11 protein-coding genes are annotated in these 15,892 nt (G+C 62.7%); 5 read left to right on the top strand and 6 right to left on the bottom strand.

What is annotated here, in order from left to right; all coding sequences use genetic code 11:
• Positions 1-44 precede the first annotated feature (44 nt).
• A complete protein-coding gene (gene pheS, locus ABAC460_RS44415; protein WP_023455321.1) occupies positions 45-1,118 on the top strand; it encodes a phenylalanine--tRNA ligase subunit alpha in 1,074 nt (357 codons plus the stop codon).
• Positions 1,119-1,139: 21 nt separating this feature from the next.
• Positions 1,140-3,527, top strand: a complete 2,388-nt coding sequence (gene pheT, locus ABAC460_RS44410; RefSeq protein ID WP_023455320.1) for a phenylalanine--tRNA ligase subunit beta — start codon at positions 1,140-1,142, stop codon at positions 3,525-3,527.
• A 275-nt stretch (positions 3,528-3,802) separates the two neighbouring features.
• Here the strand turns inward: pheT and ABAC460_RS44405 are convergent, their stop codons facing one another.
• From ABAC460_RS44405 to ABAC460_RS44390, 4 genes are all read right to left on the bottom strand, one after another.
• Positions 3,803-5,110 carry a hypothetical protein gene (locus tag ABAC460_RS44405; RefSeq protein WP_023455319.1) on the bottom strand — a complete coding sequence of 436 codons (1,308 nt, stop codon included), beginning with the start codon at positions 5,108-5,110 and terminating at the stop codon, positions 3,803-3,805.
• Between the two features lie 58 nt (positions 5,111-5,168).
• Complete coding sequence (locus ABAC460_RS44400; protein WP_023455318.1) at positions 5,169-6,734, bottom strand: ATP-dependent helicase; 1,566 nt, start codon at positions 6,732-6,734, stop codon at positions 5,169-5,171.
• Entirely contained in the window at positions 6,731-8,497 is a 1,767-nt protein-coding gene (locus ABAC460_RS44395) for an ATP-dependent nuclease (protein ID WP_162150345.1), read from the bottom strand. The genes ABAC460_RS44400 and ABAC460_RS44395 overlap by 4 nt, the downstream gene beginning before the upstream one ends.
• Positions 8,498-8,799: 302 nt before the next feature.
• Positions 8,800-10,083 (bottom strand): leucine-rich repeat-containing protein kinase family protein, encoded by a 1,284-nt coding sequence (locus ABAC460_RS44390; RefSeq protein ID WP_023455316.1) that lies wholly within the window; start codon positions 10,081-10,083, stop codon positions 8,800-8,802.
• Between the two features lie 574 nt (positions 10,084-10,657).
• On the opposite strand from ABAC460_RS44390, the gene ABAC460_RS44385 reads away from it, so the two are divergent.
• The 3 genes from ABAC460_RS44385 to ABAC460_RS44375 all read left to right on the top strand — a co-directional run bounded on the left by ABAC460_RS44385 (position 10,658) and on the right by ABAC460_RS44375 (position 14,372).
• Entirely contained in the window at positions 10,658-12,427 is a 1,770-nt protein-coding gene (locus ABAC460_RS44385) for a DUF1800 domain-containing protein (protein WP_235075851.1), read from the top strand.
• 7 nt (positions 12,428-12,434) lie between these two features.
• Positions 12,435-13,856 carry a DUF1501 domain-containing protein gene (locus tag ABAC460_RS44380; protein ID WP_023455314.1) on the top strand — a complete coding sequence of 474 codons (1,422 nt, stop codon included), beginning with the start codon at positions 12,435-12,437 and terminating at the stop codon, positions 13,854-13,856.
• A 300-nt stretch (positions 13,857-14,156) separates the two neighbouring features.
• Entirely contained in the window at positions 14,157-14,372 is a 216-nt protein-coding gene (locus ABAC460_RS44375) for a hypothetical protein (RefSeq protein ID WP_023455313.1), read from the top strand.
• A gap of 87 nt (positions 14,373-14,459) precedes the next feature.
• Here ABAC460_RS44375 and ABAC460_RS44370 read toward each other — a convergent pair whose 3' ends face one another.
• Together ABAC460_RS44370 and ABAC460_RS44365 are read right to left on the bottom strand one after the other, a co-directional pair.
• On the bottom strand, positions 14,460-15,173 hold the full coding sequence (locus ABAC460_RS44370) for a DUF1013 domain-containing protein (RefSeq protein ID WP_023455312.1): 714 nt from the start codon (positions 15,171-15,173) through the stop codon (positions 14,460-14,462).
• Between the two features lie 127 nt (positions 15,174-15,300).
• Entirely contained in the window at positions 15,301-15,861 is a 561-nt protein-coding gene (locus tag ABAC460_RS44365; protein ID WP_023455311.1) for a hypothetical protein, read from the bottom strand.
• Between the last annotated feature and the right edge of the window lie 31 nt (positions 15,862-15,892).

Raw genomic sequence — 15,892 nt, 5'->3', positions numbered from 1 at the left:
CGGCAGGCACTAAAGACGTGCATCCTTCAGATAAAGCCCGTGTCATGACCGTCTACGCCGACCTGCAAACCGAAATCGAAGCCGAGATCGCTTCCGCCGCCGACCTGTCCGCCCTCGACGCCGTGCGCGTTTCCGCGCTGGGCAAGACCGGCCGTATCTCCGGCCTGCTCAAGACCCTGGGCAGCCTGCCGCCGGAGGAGCGTAAAGTCACCGGCGCCGCCATCAATGCCGTGCGCGACCAGATCCAGGCCGTGCTCGATTCCAAGAAGTCCGATCTGGAAGCCGCGCACCTGGCCGCCCGCCTGCAAAGCGAGCGCATCGACCTGAGCCTGCCGGCCAGCCCGCGCGCCAAGGGTGGGGTTCATCCGACCCTGCAGGTGATGGACGAGATGATCGCCATCTTCGCCGACCTGGGCTTCGAAGTCGCCGAAGGTCCTGATATCGAAGACGATTTTCATAACTTCACCGCGCTGAACTTCCCCGAAAAGCATCCGGCGCGCGAGATGCACGACACCTTCTTTTTCCATCCGGACGAGAACGGCGTGCGCAAGCTGCTGCGCACCCATACCTCGCCGGTACAAATCCGCTCGATGGTTTCGGGTCAGCCGCCGTTCCGGCTGATCGCGCCGGGGCGTGTCTTCCGCTGCGACAGCGACCAGACCCACACCCCGATGTTCCACCAGATCGAGGGCCTGGTCATCGACCGCAACGCCCATATGGGTCACCTGAAGTGGGTGCTGGAAACCTTTATCTCTCGCTTCTTCGAGACGGGCGATGTCGTCACCCAGTTCCGCCCGCACCACTTTCCGTTCACCGAACCGTCAGCGGAGATGGATGTGCGCTGTTCGTGGGAAAAGGGCGAGCTGAAGGTCGGCCAGGGTGATTCCTGGCTGGAAATTCTGGGCTGCGGCATGGTCCATCCCAATGTTTTAAAGGCCTGCGGCGTCGATCCCGACGAATATCAGGGCTTTGCCTGGGGCATGGGTGTCGACCGCCTGGCGATGCTGAAATACGGCGTGCCGGATTTGCGCGACATGTTCGCCGCGGATTCCCGCTGGCTGAACCACTATGGATTCTCGGCCTTCGCCGCTCCGAACAGCGCGTCGGGCCTTAGCTAACTCTTTCAAAAGTTTCATAAAATGAAATTCTCGCTTTCCTGGTTGAAAGACCATCTCGACACCACGGCCGATATCGACGCCGTTGCCGCCGCCATGACCATGGCCGGGCTGGAGGTCGAGGACATCCACGATCCCGCCAAGGCGCTGACGGTGTTCAGCGTCGCCAAAGTCGTCGAGGCCGCCCCTCACCCCAATGCCGACAAGCTCCAGGTGCTGCAGGTGGATACCGTCGACGGCCGCAAGGAAATCGTCTGCGGCGCCCCCAATGCCCGCGCCGGCATGACCACAATTTACGCTCCGATCGGTGCTTACGTACCGGGTCTGGGGGTCACCCTGGTCGAAAAGCCGGTCCGCGGGGTCGTGTCGAACGGTATGATGTGCTCGGCCGCCGAGCTGGGTTTAGGCGACGATCACGACGGAATATTGGACATTTCGGGAACTCTGGAAGTCGGGACACCTGCCGCGGTCGTGTTCGGCGCCGAGCCGGTCATCGACTTCGAAGTGACGCCGAACCGTCCCGACTGGCTGGGGGTGCACGGCATCGCCCGCGACCTGGCCGCGACCGGTCTGGGCGTGTTCAAGGACGCGGCGATCGTTCCGGTCGCCGGCGCCTTCGCGTGCCCGGTTTCGATCAAGGTTGACGGTGATGCCTGTCAGGTGTTTTCCGGCCGGGTGATCCGCGGCGTGAAAAACGGTCCGTCGCCCGAGTGGCTGCAGGCCAAGCTGAAGTCGATCGGGTTGAAGCCGATCTCGGCGCTGGTCGACATCACCAACTATCTGTCGTTCGACCGCGCGCGGCCGCTGCACGTCTATGACCTGAGCAAGCTGAGCGGGTCGGTGATTGTCGCCGGGTTGTCGCCGGACGGCGAGCAACTGGAAGCGCTGGACGGCAAGACCTATCCGCTGAACGGCGAGATGTGCGCCATCATGGATTCGTCGGGCGTCATCGGCCTGGGCGGGGTCATGGGCGGCGAGTCGACCAAGGTCGATGAGGCTACCACCGACGTCTTCGTCGAAAGCGCCTGGTTCGATCCGATCCGCACGGCGCAGACCGGCCGGACCCTGAGCCTGTTCTCGGATGCGCAGTACCGGTTCGCGCGTGGGGTCGATCCGGAATCGGCCGTGCCGGGGCTGGAGCTGGCCACGAAATTGATCCTGGACCTGTGCGGCGGCGAGCCGTCCGAGGTCGTGGTCGCCGGTGAAGCGCCGGCGCGCCGTCCGGACGTGGCTTTCGATCCGGCCTATGTGAAGAAGCTGACCGGCCTGGATGCCGCGCCGGACGAGATCACGCGTATTCTGGAAGCCCTGGGCTTCGGCGTGGCCGCCAATGGCACGGTGTCGGTGCCGTCGTGGCGCCGCGATGTGGATGGCAAGGCCGACCTGGTCGAGGAAATCGCCCGTATCTACGGCTTCGATAAGCTGCCGGCGACGCCGCTGCCGGCCGTGACGCCCCGTCCGGGCGGGGTGTTGACGGCGCAGCAGGCCAAGGCCCGCGCCGCCCGCCGCGCTCTGGCGGCTTTGGGGTACAGCGAAGCCGTCACCTGGTCGTTCATGCGCCAGGACTGGGCCGGTCTGTTCGGCGGTGGCGCCGATGCGCTGGTGCTGGCCAATCCGATCGCTTCGGAGCTGAACTGCATGCGTCCGGCGGTATTGCCGAACCTGCTGGAAGCGGCCGGCCGCAATGCCGCGCGCGGCCAGTACGGCGTGCAGCTGTTCGAGATCGGGCCGATCTATTTCGGCCTGGAGCCCGGCGACCAGAAGCCGGTCATCGCCGCCCTGCGCGCGCCGGACAAGGCGCGGCACTGGACCAATGCGCGTGAGGACAATCTGTTCGCTCTGAAGGGTGATCTGCTGTCGCTGCTGGAGACGGTGGGGGTGCCGGTGGCGTCGCTGTCGCTGGTCCAGGGGAGCAATGCCGCCCATTGGCATCCGGGCCGTTCGGCGCGGCTGCAACTGGGGCCCAAGCAGGTGATTGCCGAGTTCGGCGAACTGCATCCGGCGGTGCTGAAGGCCATGGACCTGGACGTGACCAATGTTGGGGCCTATGTCGGGTTCGAGGTGCGGGTGGACAACCTGCCGGTCGGCAAGGCCAAGTCGGGCAAGTCGCGCGGCGCCTTGACGCTGTCGTCGCTGATGCCGCTGACACGGGACTTCGCCTTCCTGGTGGCCGATACGGCCGCCGCCGGCGACCTGGTCCGCGCCATCAAGGGCGCCGACAAGGCGCTGATCGGCGATGCCCGGGTGTTCGACGTCTATACCGGCCAGGGCGTGCCCGATGGTCACAAGTCGCTGGCCGTCGAGGTGGTGCTGACCCCGACCGACAAGACTCTGACCGAGCCGGAAATCGACGCCCTGTCGCAGAAGGTTATCGCAGCGGCGCAGAAGGCCGGGGCGACCTTGCGGAGTTAAGGTGTGGGCCAGGCTTCAGGAAAAGGGTCGCTTCGGCGGCCCTTTTTTGTGCGTGATTTTGGAACAGAAATGCAACGCGAGGCCGGAGTTGACCCAAGCGGAAATCGGCATTCCCTAAGCTGTCACCGTAATGAGTCGTGCGTCGGGGTGGAGTTGACGCCGCCCCGATTGTGGCCTGATTTGTTTCTGAGAGTTATCAGGCGCCGAAATCGAATATTGTAGAAATGATATAAGTTCAGGCAATTCACGCTCGCCAGCCCAACAAATCAGGCCAGCTACCGAAAGCGCCGCCGATCCTCTTCCTTTCGCGCTCGTTCTATCGCCCACCTCTTAATACGCTCGTCCAATCGCTGCATCGTGTCGCCCTGGACGTCCATGTCAGCGACGAGAGCGACGCTCACGAATCCCGCTTTGCCGGGGACCGGAGGGAGCCGCCAAGCCTCATACCGCGTGACGCCGGATTTTGTGCCGCGAGGAGGCGTGGGATTCGGCCCCCATCTCGCCGCCATTTCAGGATCACGCCGGTTCAGTTCTTCGAAATCGATTGTCCAACGATGGTCGGTCACGGTACCGAAGGCCGGGACGATGCCGGGTAACAGATAGTCCCTAACGATGTTGTCGAGATCATGCAGGACGCCAACGGGCGTATTTGGATTGGGCCGCACCACAACTTCGAGGGCGACGGCAATGACGAGCGGATTGAGAACCCAGTCCCAATCCTGTTTGAATCTTGCGATCTCTGCGGCGACGCCCGCCTTGAACGCTGCGGAACCGCCTTCCGAGATCGGTAGGTCGCCGACATGAAGCCGGCGTTTCGATTTCAATAGCAGGTCGGCCCACATCTCACTGTTGAGACCGGTAGGTATCGCCTTGGGGCGTTCGTAGAGCCAATTCAACACTGGGATGTCGACACCACTACGGCCCAACACCGCCTGCTGGGCGCTCCATCGCGTCATCTTGAAGTACGCCTCATACATCTCATCGCCAAGCTCGCGTCGGTTGCGTGCCTCATCGCGAATAATGTCGGCGAAGGTCTCGATCCATTCGTCATCCCGCTCTTTGGTGTAGTACGCGCCTGGGTCATCCCGCTCCTCATGATGAACAGCTTCCGCACCTAGCTCAAGGTCATCCAGCATGGACGAAAGCGGTCTGGCTTCGACACAAATCCTCGGCCGGTCTTCGCCGTGCCGACAGGACACCGAGAGCGCCTGTATCTGGCTATCGTCATCGTACAGGAGGCTACGCTTGGGCCACTTCACGCCGGGCCGACGTTTGCCAAGCAAGTCCAAGAAGTTCTTCGCGATCGTGTGCGCTTGCGGGGCGTTTGGGCTGGTCGTTCCCAGATCTAGCTTCAGTGCGATATCGCCTTTGAAGGTCCCGCGCTTCATCATGGTGAGATGCTCGGCGACCGCGTTCTGAAACCGGTCACAGTCTGCTGGCCGCATCTTCTTTGACTGCGGCTCGATCTCGTCAATCGGTATGCTGACACGATGTTTGAGGCGCTGCGCGTAGCGTGCTTGCGCGCCCGTATCGCTCGCCATGAATTTTGAGAACTTGTCGCTGCGAAACCGGGGCTTGCGCATCCTTGCTAACCTTTCCTACGTTCAATGCCATCGCCCGAAGGCGTCGTCATAACGACTGCTAAGGCGGGATGCTGCCCGGGCCGGTAAGCAGGGGCGTCGGATTCTTACGGCAGAGCACCAACGTCAACGTCTCAATGGGGCGGCTGAGTGCGACATACAGGAGGCGGCGCTTATAAGCGGTGTTGGCGAACGACGCTTTATCGCAAAGCATCACCATCACGTTCTTGCACTCGAGACCCTTTGCTTTGTGCACTGTGCTGATGCTGCGATCAGGCGGACGGTGAGAGCCATGCGTGCGGCTTTGGGAGATCACCGTGAAGCTGCGATCGATATCATCGCTGGCGCACAGGCGCATCGCCTCGTTGAACTCCCGAACAAGCAAGATCTTCGCGTCAGGCACTGCCACATGCTCTGCCTGCATGAGCGTCTTCAGCGCCAGAAGGCATGCGCTTACCCCTTTGTGGTCGGGTTGAGCCATGATGATCTTGGCGAGCATCTGGATCTCCGCCGGCTTCCCCTTACGCGCCTTCGTGCAACCATCCACCAGTTCCTTGGCGTAGGCGTCCCCGTGCGATGACGCAGTAAACCCCTTTGTCGTGGCGTAGACGAAGGCAAGGAATGCTGCGCCCACCTTTGTGGGACTTCCGCCAGCGGCTTTCAGACTCCGAACCAGTTCCTCAAGGGCATCACGAGTGTGTCCCTCCCAGATCGGGTGTTGATGGCCCCAGAAAGCGCTAATGTTGCGAACGTTCTGCTTGCCCACGCCAAGGACGAGGCAGCCGCCGTCTACTGTCATCCTTTTGCCAACCGGCTTCCGGTCCGCGAGTGACATCGCCAGCATTTTTTGAGGCACGTTTGAGGTGTTCTCGGCAAATAACACGGTGAGCCCGGCCGGGAGGGGAGAAGGCAGGTCGACCAACGAGCCATTTGCCAGAGCGGCGCGCGCCTTCAATATCCAAGCCCCAAGAGCGGGAGAGCCCTTCTTCCACCGGTGCGGATGATCCAGACCTTCGGCCCGGCCTTGACCTCGCAGTTTCGTCCAGCGATCCACGATCTTTTGAATCTGGGGATCGGTTTTGTCCGGACCGTCCGCGAAGATGATCTGCATGGGATCGCCGAAGATGCGCAACACCGAACCCTGCGCATGCAGACAAAAGATGATAGCGTTCTGATCCTCGCTAGTGTCCTGATGTTCGTCGCACACGATGACCGCATAGCGGAGAGCCAAAGCCTTGGCGATTTTCGGTGACTGCTCAAGCAGGCGACGCGTGCGTCTGGCAACCTCGTCGAAGCCGCCGGGATTGCTCCGCGCCCACTCCGCCACGTCCGCGGGCAGGTCCAGAGCCAGGTGATAGCCTGTGGCGACCTCAGTAATGAAGCTATGGATTGTTCGGATCTCGACCCGCCCTCCCTGCGAGGCCGTACGGCTTGCGATCTCGCTGCGCGCGGCGTGGGTATGTGTGAGAACCAACACGCGCCGATTGCCAAGTTGTGGCGCGACATCTCGGCAGTAGTCAGCCGCCTGGTGTGTTTTCCCGCAGCCCGCGGGCGCCTCAATCACGACGAGCGGTTCGCTAGACCGGAGCGCGGCCGCGACCTTCACATCGGACGCGATCACCGTCACGATATATCCCCCGGCTTCAACGGCAGATCGCCGGCGAGGTGTCTCAGAGCATTGAAGAATGGCAACATCGTCGATTCAATGTTCGGCCAGAGGTTCATCGTAAAGAGCTTGTTAGCCAGTTCCGCGCCGCCATCCACCGATTTGAACCATTTCTGCGGGTGTTTGGCCCAAGCCTTCTTAGCTGCTTCGTCGGGCGCACTGTCCTTTTTGCCAGTCGCAGCCGCCAGGATAACGGCGCGTAGGGTGGTCCCTTTGGCGGCGCAGGCGGCTTCGATGTCTGCCCTGTCTTTCGATACAACGCCTAGGCGGTCCGCAATTGTCCGGGCGCGGTCTCCCGTTGCGCCATCCGGATCAGCCAGAAGGTCCCAGAGATCGGCGTCAGGGACATGGGCAATGACGTTCTCTTCAATACATCCGTTCTCCCATTGCAGAAGCGTATCCTTCATGAGCACCTTCACGGCCGCCCAAAGCCCCGGGGATTTGTCGTCATTGTCGCAAAGCGCCGCGCACACCAGCCCAGTCGCGGAAATGGCCTGAAGGAGAGGCAGCATCTTATCGTCGCCGCCGCCGCTTGACAGATGAAAGCCGAGCTTGCGTGGCGATTTGCTAAGCGCCTTTTCCAGCAGAACTGTCAGGAAGCCGACCTCGGTGTCGCCTTCGCCGATGATGGCGACCCGGGCGAGGAACGTCTCGGGATGAGCAGCCTGATGGTTCTGAACCTTCGCCCGCTCCAATTGCGCAAGCGTGCTCTTCGTGTCCATGTAGTGAAGCGAAGCCGAGGCGAACGCATTGAGGGCGACGGAGCTGTGCGTAGTGATGAAGGCCTGTCCTTCCTCGCTGAGAAGGTCGTCCGCCAGGTCCCGGAGTCTGTACGGTTCCAGGCCCCGCTCAATTTCATCAATGAGAGTGATGCGGAACTTCGCGTCCATTTGGGAGGCGACGGCCAGCGAAGCCATCCGGCGCGTACCAGCGCCCCAACTCGCCAAGGGGAGCGACGTCCCGTTCTTTTGCGCCATCAGGCCAATCAGTGAGCCGATCGAGATGCCCTGACCGGAGGTCAAGCCAAGGCGATCGCCGCGCGGCAGCCCCCGCTTTTCCAGATCATCGGCGAGCCGCTTGAGCGCGTCTGTCTGTTCCACATCAAGGGCTAGGTCGAACTGCGCGATCTGCTGGCTGACCTGTGCCTTGAAGTTCGGTTTCGACACCAGGCGATCGAGCGCCGATCCGTGGACCAGGCGCAGGTCGCGATCATTGCGATCATCACCGGAGAGCCGCACGATCCCGAACAGGCGGCGCAGGCCGGGCGGAAAGGAGGCAACGCTGCGATCGGGCTGGACGATCTCCCAGATAACCTCGATGCCCTCCGTGCCGCGCGCGCGGACAACATACACGGTCTCCAGCGCGCTGACCGGTGCCGCGCCTCCGGTGAGATCGACCTCTGGCATTGTTGCCGAGGCGTCCTTCCACTCCCAAGGCAACAACGCCTGCGTGGCCTTGGCTTCCAACTCCATGTCTGCTGGCGCACGGATCGTCGCCTCAATCATAAACTCCGCATCGGTCTCCCGATCGAAATAGTCTGTCTCCTGGACGCCAACATTACCAACGGGGCTGAAGAGGAGTGCGATGGCCTCAAGAACGGTCGACTTGCCGGTGTCGCCGCCGCCGACGATCAGGTTGACGCCTGATGACGGACGCCAGTCGAGCGACTGGAGGCCGCGAAACCGTTCAATTTTCAAGCGCCGAATTTCTGGCTGTCCCGCCATCATCATCCCCCTTTTGGGCCCCGCCGAGACACATCTCACGCGGCCGATGTCAGCTCGCATCTTCGTACGGAGTGCAGACGTTTGCATTGTCGGAGAGGAAGTGACCTGGAGGTGACGGCCGACCGACGGCCGCGCGCGCGACTCGCCAGAATATACATATAGTATCTGTCCGCGATTCAACTCAAAATAGATGACCGGGGGGCATTTCTGTGACGCCTTACCAATTGCACCATTTCCACATACTGGCGCTAAATGGAAAAGGACGATCAATCGCAAAAGGCGATTGCTGCAAAACTGCGGTCTCAAACAAGGCGGCTAACGGCATCGCTGAACGGGGGCCGGGCGCGGCTGTCGTCGCTCAGGCAGGCGTCCGTCAGGTCGTGGAAGGCGCGCGGCAAGTCGCCGACGCAGACGGCCGCAAGTTCTTCCAGCAGGCAGCCGAAGGCGCGGACGTCCAGGCTTTGCAGCGACCGAGCGTAGGGCGTGTCGCCGGCTTCGTAGAGCGAGGCGGCGCCCAGGTCGCTCAGCCAGACCTCGCGGCCATCGAAGAGGATGTTGTGGGCATACAGGTCGCCGTTCAGGATGCCGCGAGCGTGCAGGTGCGCTGAGGCCTGCGCCACGGTCAGGGCGATCGTCATGACAGAGGCGGCATCGAGTACGGCGTCCGCGGCGTAGACGTCGCGGGTGCAGGTGTCGAAGCTGGGCGGGGCGGCCAGGGGCCTGAACCGCGGGGCCAGCAACGGCATGATCGTGCCGTCGCGACCTTCGGGATGGCCGGTCAGGCGGCCGTGCAGCGAGACGAGGTTAGGATGGTCTCCCGCCGCCAGGCCAGCGGCCATTTCGCTGGCCGGCCGGCCGTCGCTGGTTATCGCGTTTTTGAACAGCTTGACCGCCACGTCGGTGCCGTTGTGGTTCGCGCGGTGGATGACACCCGAGGCGCCTTCGCCCAGGCGCGCGCCCAGCTCCAGTTCGGTCCAGTCAATCGTCCGGGGCTGGGACAGGGCGTTGGCCTCGGCGGCTGCGGTGAACGGGTTGCCGGCGCAGGCCAGCCAGGACAGGCGCGGAAGGTCGAGCAGGTGTGTTGGCAGTGTGGTGAATTGGTTGGCGGCGATGCGCAGCAGTTCGAGCCGGCGGCATTGCGTCAGGGTTTGCGGCAGGGTGGTCAGGCGGTTACCGGTCAGCATCAGCTTTTGCAGGCGGTCGCAGGCGCTGATCCGGTCCGGGATGGACGTCAGGTGGTTGTCGGTCAGGATCAGGCAGCGGAGTTTCGCCGGCAGGGCTGCGGCGGGGACTTCGGTCAGGTTTGAGGCGCGGAAGCCGATCATTTCAAGGTTGGGCAGGGTGCCGAGGGTTTCGGGAAGGGCTGTGAAGCTGTTGCCGGAGCCGAACAGAACGCGAAGCCGGTGCAGGCGCGATAGGTCGTGCGGCAGGGACGTCAGGGCGTTGCCGCTCAGGTCCAGGATCTCCAGCGTGTTGGCCAGGTCGTAGATTTCTTTCGGAAAGACGGTGAGGTCTTCGCACAGTTTCAGGCGGGTGGCGCCGGTAAGGGCTCCGGACCGTAACTGTTGCAGGGTTTGCTGGGTCATGTGTTGTGTCATAGCGTCTACCAGTCCATCGGGCCATAGCTGCGGGCCCAATCCCCCACCGATAACCCCATCCTGTACGTCCGGGCGCCAAGAAATCCCCCCTCCGACTGCGCGCTGTCGCTTGCAGCCACCTCCCCCGTATAACGGGGGAGTATAAGTTACTTATATTCCTCTTTTTTTTTAAGGCACTTTGGAAAGAAAGCTGCCCCCCCCCCCCTTCGCCTTCGCTGCGCTACAGCTTCGGGCGGTCCTTCGCTGGCCGAGATATATCTCGGCTGGCGCTCACCCCGACAAGCGGGGAGGAGCAAGGAAGTGAGGTCATGCTCGACGGCTTGTCGACGGCGCATCCGAAAGAAAGTCGCCCCTCACCCGATCGCGTTCACTTCGTTCCGCTCTCGTCCTCTTCCCCGCAGGCGGGGAGAGGGGGTAAGAGATGACACCCGTCATCTGCGGTCGACCTAACCGCTTCATAACCAACAGATTTCCGCTCAGATACCAATTTTCACACGCCCCCTTCCCTTCTGACCTTTCTGTGTTACTTTAAACCAAAATAAGAATTCAGGGGTGTTGGCGTATGCGGGAAGAGGTAACCGGTTCCATGGACGAGGTGCGTCCGGAGCCCCAGTCAAAAGCTCAATCCGATAGCCTCCCTTCTGCCGCGGTTCTCGGGGTGGTCAGTGCGTTCGCGCTGCCCCTCGCCGCGTGCGGGGGAGGCGGGGGCGGAGGCGGTGGAGGATCATCTCCGCCGCCACCACCGCCGCCACCGGCGTTGAACTATACCGAGACCGAAGCCGCGCGCTTCCTGTTGCAGGCCCAGTTCTCGCTGACCTCCGATGACATCACCGCCGTGCGCCAGCAGACCTATGCCGGCTGGCTCGACACGCAATTCGCCGTCACCGCCAGCCAGACCGGTACGGCGTGGCTGGACGGCCAGGGTCACGGCACGCCCAAGTCCGACGGCAACTACTTCAATCCGATCATGGGCGACTGGATGGCCTGGCGGATGATGATGACCGGCAACGACCAGGTCCGTAAGCGGCTGGCCTTGGCGTTGTCGGAAATGCTGGTCACCTCGCTGTCGCCCATCGACGGCTTCTGGCCGCCCTATGTCATCGCCGGCTACTGGGACATGCTGACGGCCAATGTGTTCGGCAATTTCCGCACCCTGATCGAGGAAGTGACGCTGAACCCGTCCATGGGTTTCTTCCTCAACACCAAGGGCAACCAGAAGGAAGACCCGGCGACCGGCCGCGTGCCCGACGAAAACTATGCCCGCGAAATCATGCAGCTGTTCACCATCGGCCTGTATGAGCTCAATCTCGACGGCACGGTGAAGGTCAACGGTTCGGGCCAGCCGATCGAAACCTATGTCCAGTCGGATATCACCAACCTGGCGCGGGTGTTCACCGGCTATGACTGGAACTACAGCCGCGTCACCTGGCAGAATACGGCCTTCCTGCCCTACCCCATTCCGACGACGGAATTCACCCGCGACCGCATGGCGCTGGATGCCTCCAAGCACTCCGACCTGGCCGTGACCTTCCTGGGGACGACCATCCCGGCCGGTACGCCCGGCGCGACGGCGCTGAAAACCGCGCTGGACACGCTGTTCAACCATCCCAATGTCGGACCGTTCTTTGCCAGACAGATGATCCAGCGCCTGGTCACCTCCAACCCGACGCCGGCCTATATCCAGCGCGTCGCCACGGTGTTCAACAACAACGGCGCCGGCGTCCGCGGCGATCTGAAAGCCGTGTGGAAGGCCATCCTGACCGATACCGAAGCCCGCACCCTGCCGACCTCGCCGCGCGCCGGCAAGCTGCGCGAACCGATCGTGCGTTGGACCCAGTGGGCGCGGACCTTCAATATCGCTTCGACGACCGGCAAGTGGGAGATCTACGACACGTCCAACGCCGACACCGGCCTGGGCCAGAGCCCGCTGCGCTCGCCGTCGGTGTTCAACTTCTTCCGGCCGGGTTATGTGCCACCTCAGACGCAGTTCGCCGTCGATGGCGATGTGGCGCCGGAGTTCCAGATCCACAACGAAACCTCGACGGCCGGCTATATCAACTTCCTGGCCTGGTCGATCAACTCCGGCTACAACGACGTCAAGCCCAGCTATAGCAATGTCCTGACCCTGGTGACCGACTCCAAGGGGCTGCTGGACTGGCTGAACCTGCGTTTCACCGCCAACCAGATCTCCGCCGCAACCATCACCTTGATGCAGACGGCGCTGGACGCCAATCCGGTTACCGCCGCGTCGACCGACGCCCAGAAGATGGACCGCATCCACGGCGCCTTGCTGATGGTCATGGCCTGTCCCGAATATATCGTTCAGAAGTAGGCGTCGCATGTACAAGAACAACATTCCGGACCTGAACCGCCGCGCCTTCCTGAAACGGACCATGGCTTTGTCGGCCATGGGTGCCGCAGCCCCCATGGCGCTGAACCTGGCCGCCGCCGGCGAAGCTGCCGCCTTCGACGCCACTGACTATAAGGCGATCGTCTGCGTCTTCCTCTACGGCGGCAACGACTATGCCAATACGGTCGTGCCCTATGACCTGCCCAATTACGACAAATATGCCGAGCTGCGCGGCGGCAATCCGGGCCGGTTGCGCGGCAATATCGCCTATGGCCATGCTGAACTGACACCGACGGCGCTGACGCCGGTGGTGGCCCAGACCCTGACCGACGACCTGCAGTTCGCTTTGAACCCGAACCTGACCGGGGTGGCGTCGCTGTTTCATGCCGGCAAGGCCGCCGTCCAGCTCAATGTCGGGCCGTTGGTGGTGCCGACGACCAAGGCGCAGTACCAGGCGGCCGGCGTGCCGCTGCCGCCCAAGCTGTTCTCGCATAACGACCAGCAGTCGGTGTGGCAAGCCCTGGGTTCGGAAGGCGCGACGCGTGGCTGGGGCGGCCGTATCGGCGACCTGGCGCTGTCGTCCAATGGCAACAGCCTGCTGACCTGTATCTCCGCCGCCGGCAATGCGGTGTTCGTGTCCGGCCAGAACGCGTTGCAGTACCAGATCAGCCCCGACGGCGCGATCCCGATCTGGGCCGCCAAGGGTTGGGCCTTCGGGTCCGGCCAGGTGTCGGCGACCCTGAAGGACCTGATCACCCGGTCCAGCAGTCATGTGCTGGAGAACGAATTCGCCCGCGTCACGGCGCGGTCGATGCAGATGGAAGAGATCGTCAATACGGCGTTGGCGCCGGTCAACCTGACGACCTCGTTCGATACAGACGGCCGGCCAAACGGGTTGGCCAACCAGTTGCGTATCGTCGCCAAGCTGATCGGGGCGCGGAATTCGTTGGGCTCGAAGCGCCAGGTGTTCTTCGTTTCGATGGGCGGGTTCGACAATCATGACGGCCTGATGGAGAACCATCCGGGCCTGATGTCGGCGATCAACGAAGCGGTCAGCGCGTTTTATGCGGCGACCGTGGAGCTGGGGGTGGCGGACAAGGTGACGTTGTTCACGGCGTCGGACTTCGGCCGGACGCTGTCGTCGAACGGCAATGGTTCCGACCACGGCTGGGGCTCGCACCATCTGATCGTAGGCGGTGGCGTGCGCGGCGGTCAGTTCTACGGCACGGCGCCGCATATCTCGGTCGATACCGACGACCAGGTCGGTCAGGGCCGTCTGCTGCCCTCGACCTCGGTCGATCAGATGGGCGCGACCATGGCGCGGTGGTTCGGGGTGTCGGATTCGGAGCTGCCGGTGATCCTACCGCGGATCGGGAACTTCGCGACGTCGAATCTGGGGTTTATGACTTAGTGATACCTCCCCGAGCTTGCTTGGGGAGGGGGACCATGAGCGTAACGAAGCAACGCGAAGTGTAGCGAAATGGTGGTGGGGCGACTTGCTGTCGGAGTAGCCGCTACGGCGCTTCCGAAAGAAAGTCGCCCCACCACCACATCTCACGCGCTGCGCCTTCGGCGGGGCGCGTTCGTGCGGTCCCCCTCCCCATGAAATGGGGAGGTATCAGAATATGAGGCGTTAACCCTTTCCGTCGAGCCGGCCTTAAGGCTTTGCGCGTAATCTGTCCTGTAAGTACCCCAGGACGGATCGCGTACCATGTCCCTGCTTGCCACGTCTATTTCCGGTGTCAGTGCCGCGTCCGCCCGTTTCGACCGGGCTTCGACCAATATGGTCAACAATGCCTCGCGCGGCAACGATATCCTCAGTGACCTGGTCGAGCAGATCGATTCACGCAATGCCTTCCAGGCCAGCATCAATGTCGTCCGCGCCGCCGACGACATGATGGGCCGGGTCCTCGATATTAAAGCGTAGGCGTCAGCGTAGTCGGTTTCCTTCCCCCTGAACTCAAAAAGCCCGCCGGTGCGTCCGGCGGGCTTTCTTTATGGTTCGAGAACCGGATCAGTAGTCTTCGTCTTCTTCCGGCTCGGAACGCTTGCCGCCACCGGCACCGAAGACGTCCTCGACCGACAGTTCCACCTTGCGGGCGTAGGGCGACTCTTCTTCTTCCTCGAAGGCCGGCTGGACGGTCTGTGCCGGCTTCAGGCTCGGGTCGTCCAGCGGTATGCCCAGCTTCTCGGCCTGCTTGCGCTTCACTTCCGCGGCCTTCTTGACCATGGCGTCCAGCTCGATCTGCGACACCAGGCCCAGGGTCACCGGATCGACCGGCTTGATGTTGACACTGTTCCAGTGACCGCGCGAACGGACCTGCTCGATGGTCGACTTGGTGGTGCCCAGCAGCTTGGAGATCTGGGCGTCGGTGACTTCCGGGTGATGCTTGACGAACCACAGGATGGCGTCCGGACGGTCCTGACGGCGCGACACGGGCGTGTAGCGCGGCGCCTTCTTGGCCGGCTTCAGCAGTTCGGCGTGACGCGACACCTGGGCCTTCATGCGGTAGGTGTCCTTGGCCTCGGCGCGGTCCAGTTCTTCGCGGGTCAACTGGCCGTTGGCGATCGGGTCGGCGCCGCGGATGTCGCGCGCCACTTCGCCGTCGGCAATGCCCTTCACTTCCAGCGGGTGCAGGCCGCAGAAATCGGCGATCTGCGCGAAGGAAAGCGAGGTGTTGTCGACCAGCCATACGGCGGTCGCCTTGGGCATCAGGATCTCGGCCATGGTTTTATCCTTCTTTTGGCGGTCCAGAAATAGCTACGCCCGGCTTTTGCAGCCGGGCGTGAGGGTGTTGAGCGTTGGTATAGTGCGATTTTTCGGCGAAGGGAAGAGATATCGTTATGCCGCCACCCTACGCCTTTTGGCACAGGCCCAGCTTCGCCGCCGCGCCGTCATTATCTTTGTGCATCGTCACCTGCAGCGGGACATAGTCGCCCGTCGCCGAACTGGAAACCAGCAGGTTGAAGACTTGGTCGTTCATGCGGAAACAGTAGGTTTCCTGGACGAACGACCAGTTGCGGCGGTGCACGACGGGTTCGTAGTCAGCGAACGGCTCCGCCTTCAGTCCGGCCTCGGCCAGGCTGTTCAGCACCTGGTCGCGCAGGTCGGCCCCCTTGCCGCGGGCCGCACGGACATAGCAGCCGCCGCGATCGTTCTCCTCGACCGTAACCTGGCCCTGGCCGACGATCTTCTGCGCCGGCCGGCCATTGCGTTTGACCGCTTTCGCGTTGCGCCGGACGTGGTCGCCGATCCGGCCGCCTTCGCGCAGCCAGGTCAGGCAGCCCTGGTCGACGGCATAGGCCACGGCGTCACGGCTGGGCGAAAACGGGTGCGTCGCCAGGGCGTAACCAGCCGCGACCGAGCCCAGGAAGGTAACGGCGGTGAACAGCGCAAAACGATGACGATACGACATGTGAAAGCCCCTTCGCATGATGTCGAAGCGG

This window comes from Asticcacaulis sp. AC460, from assembly GCF_000495795.1.
Taxonomy (GTDB): Bacteria; Pseudomonadota; Alphaproteobacteria; order Caulobacterales; family Caulobacteraceae; genus Asticcacaulis.
Note: the sequence above shows the minus strand (reverse complement) of the source record. Positions and strands in the feature narration are given on the sequence as shown.